The organism is Streptomyces sp. NRRL S-31 (genome assembly GCF_000718775.1).
In the GTDB taxonomy this organism is placed as follows: domain Bacteria; phylum Actinomycetota; class Actinomycetes; order Streptomycetales; family Streptomycetaceae; genus Streptomyces.
The window spans coordinates 1-2,914 of the sequence record NZ_JOCB01000200.1; the positions used below are offsets into that span (position 1 = coordinate 1).

At 69.0% G+C, this 2,914-nt stretch carries 3 protein-coding genes; all 3 read right to left on the reverse strand.

Annotated features, from left to right (window positions below; genetic code table 11):
• On the reverse strand, window positions 1-798 hold a 798-nt coding region (locus IF37_RS0138090; protein WP_037858259.1), incomplete at its 3' end, for a glucose-6-phosphate dehydrogenase.
• Window position 799: 1 nt separating this feature from the next.
• Window positions 800-1,918 (reverse strand): transaldolase, encoded by a 1,119-nt coding sequence (gene tal / locus IF37_RS0138095; protein ID WP_030754207.1) that lies wholly within the window; start codon window positions 1,916-1,918, stop codon window positions 800-802.
• Window positions 1,919-1,951: 33 nt separating this feature from the next.
• On the reverse strand, window positions 1,952-2,914 hold a 963-nt coding region (locus tag IF37_RS0138100; RefSeq protein WP_030754218.1), incomplete at its 5' end, for a transketolase family protein.

The window sequence follows — 2,914 nt, forward strand, 5'->3', positions numbered from 1 at the left end:
GTGGTTCTGGATGACGTCGCGGGCGGCGCCGATGCCGTCGTAGTAGCCGGCCCGGCCGCCGATGCCGATGTCCTCGGCCATCGTGATCTGCACGTGGTCCACGAAGGACCGGTTCCAGATCGGCTCGAACATCTGGTTGGCGAAGCGCAGCGCCAGGATGTTCTGGACGGTCTCCTTGCCGAGGTAGTGGTCGATCCGGAACACCTGCTCCGGCTCGAACACCTCGTGCACGACCTTGTTCAGCTCCTCGGCCGACGCCAGGTCGTGCCCGAACGGCTTCTCGATGACCGCGCGCCGCCAGGAGCCGCCGCTCTGGTCGGCCAGGGAGTGCTTCTTCAGCTGCTGGATGACGACGGGGAAGGAACCGGGCGGCACCGACAGGTAGAAGGCGAAGTTCCCGCCCGTGCCCTGGGCCTTGTCCAGCTCCTCGATGGTGGCGCGCAGCCGCTCGAACGCCTCGTCGTCGTCGAAGGTGCCCTGGACGAAGCGCATCCCCTGGATGAGCTGCTGCCAGACCTCCTCGCGGAAGGGGGTGCGCGAGTGCTCCTTGACCGCGTCGTGCACGACCTGGGCGAAGTCCTCGTCCTCCCAGTCGCGGCGGGCGAAGCCCACCAGCGAGAAGCCCGGCGGCAGCAGACCCCGGTTGGCGAGGTCGTAGACCGCGGGCATCAGCTTCTTGCGCGACAGGTCGCCCGTGACACCGAAGATGACCAGACCCGACGGCCCCGCGATGCGCGGGAGCCGTCGGTCGGCCGGGTCACGAAGCGGGTTCGCTCCGGAACCGGGAACGGGTGACAAGTCAGCCCTCCGAGGGGGCGAGGCGCTCGAGCTCCGCCTGGGTGGACTTCAGCAGGTCGTTCCAGGACGACTCGAACTTGTCGACGCCCTCGTCCTCCAGCACCTGCACGACGTCGTCGTACGAGATCCCGAGCCTCTCCAGCGCGTCCAGGTCGGCGCGCGCCTGCTCGTAGGTGCCGGTGACGGTGTCGCCGCCGATCTCGCCGTGGTCGTCGGTGGCCTCCAGCGTGGCCTCCGGCATGGTGTTGACCGTGTTCGGCGCGACCAGCTCGGTGACGTACAGGGTGTCCGGGTACGCCGGGTCCTTCACGCCGGTCGAGGCCCACAGCGGACGCTGCTTGTTGGCGCCCGCCTTCTCCAGCGCGCTCCAGCGGTCGGAGGAGAAGACCTCCTCGTACGCCTGGTAGGCGAGGCGGGCGTTGGCGAGGGCGGCCTTGCCGCGCAGCGCCTTGGCCTCGTCGGTGCCGATCCCGTCCAGGCGCTTGTCGATCTCGGTGTCCACGCGGGACACGAAGAAGGACGCCACGGAGTGGATCTCGGACAGGTCCAGGCCGCGCTCCTTGGCCTTCTCCAGACCGGAGAGGTAGGCGTCCATGACGGCGCGGTACCGCTCCAGGGAGAAGATCAGCGTGACGTTGACGCTGATGCCCAGGCCGATGACGTCGGTGATCGCCGGGACGCCCGCCATGGTGGCCGGGATCTTGATGAGGGTGTTCGGGCGGTCCACCAGCCAGGCCAGCTGCTTGGCCTCGGCGACGGTCGCCTTCTCGTTGTGCGCCAGGCGCGGGTCGACCTCGATGGAGACCCGGCCGTCCTGGCCGTTCGTGGCGTCGAAGACCGGGCGCAGGATGTCGGCGGCGTCGCGGACGTCCGCCGTGGTGATCATGCGGATGGCCTCTTCGACGGTGACCTTGCGGGCGGCGAGGTCCGACAGCTGCTGGTCGTACCCGTCGCCCTGCGAGATCGCCTTCTGGAAGATCGTCGGGTTGGTGGTGACGCCCACGACGTGCTGCTGGTCGATCAGCTCGGCGAGGTTGCCGGACGTGATCCGCTTGCGCGACAGGTCGTCCAGCCAGATCGCGACGCCTTCCTCGGAGAGGCGCTTGAGTGCGTCTGTCATGGAATTACATCTCCTACGTGTCGTATATGAGCGTCAGCGCTGGGCGGCGGCGATGGATTCCCGGGCCTTGGCGACCACGTTCCCGGCGGTGAAGCCGAACTCGCGGAAGAGGACCTTGCCGTCGGCGGAGGCACCGAAGTGCTCCAGGGAAACGATGCGGCCGGCGTCCCCCACGTACTTGTGCCAGGTCAGCCCGATGCCCGCCTCCACGGCGACACGGGCCTTGACGGACGGCGGCAGCACGGAGTCCCGGTACCCCTGGTCCTGCTGCTCGAACCACTCGACCGACGGCATCGAGACGACCCGCGTGGGAACGCCCTCGGCCTGGAGCTGCTCACGGGCCTCCACGGCCACGTGCACCTCGGAACCGGTGGCGATCAGGATCACCTGCGCTTCGCCGCCCTCGGCCTCGAACAGCACATAGCCGCCCTTGGCCGCGTTCTCGTCGGGCTCGTAGGTCGGCACGCCCTGCCGGGTGAGGGCGAAGGCGTGCGGCTGGCCCTTGCCGAACTCCTTGGTGTAGCGCTTGAGGATCTCGCGCCAGGCGATCGCGGTCTCGTTGGCGTCCGCCGGGCGGACGACGTTCAGGCCCGGGATCGCGCGCAGCGAGGCCAGGTGCTCGACCGGCTGGTGGGTGGGGCCGTCCTCGCCGAGGCCGATGGAGTCGTGCGTGTAGACGTACGTCACCGGCAGGTGCATCAGGGCCGACAGGCGCACGGCGTTGCGCATGTAGTCGGAGAAGACGAGGAAGGTGCCGCCGTACGCCCGGGTGTTGCCGTGCAGCGTGATGCCGTTCAGCTCCGCGCCCATGGAGTGCTCGCGGATGCCGAAGTGGATCGTGCGGCCGTACGGGTTGGCCTCCGGCAGCGGGTTGCCCTCGGGCAGGAAGGAGCTGTCCTTGTCGATGGTGGTGTTGTTCGAGCCCGCGAGGTCGGCGGAGCCGCCCCACAGCTCGGGGATCACCGCGCCGAGCGCCTGGAGCACCTTGCCGGACGC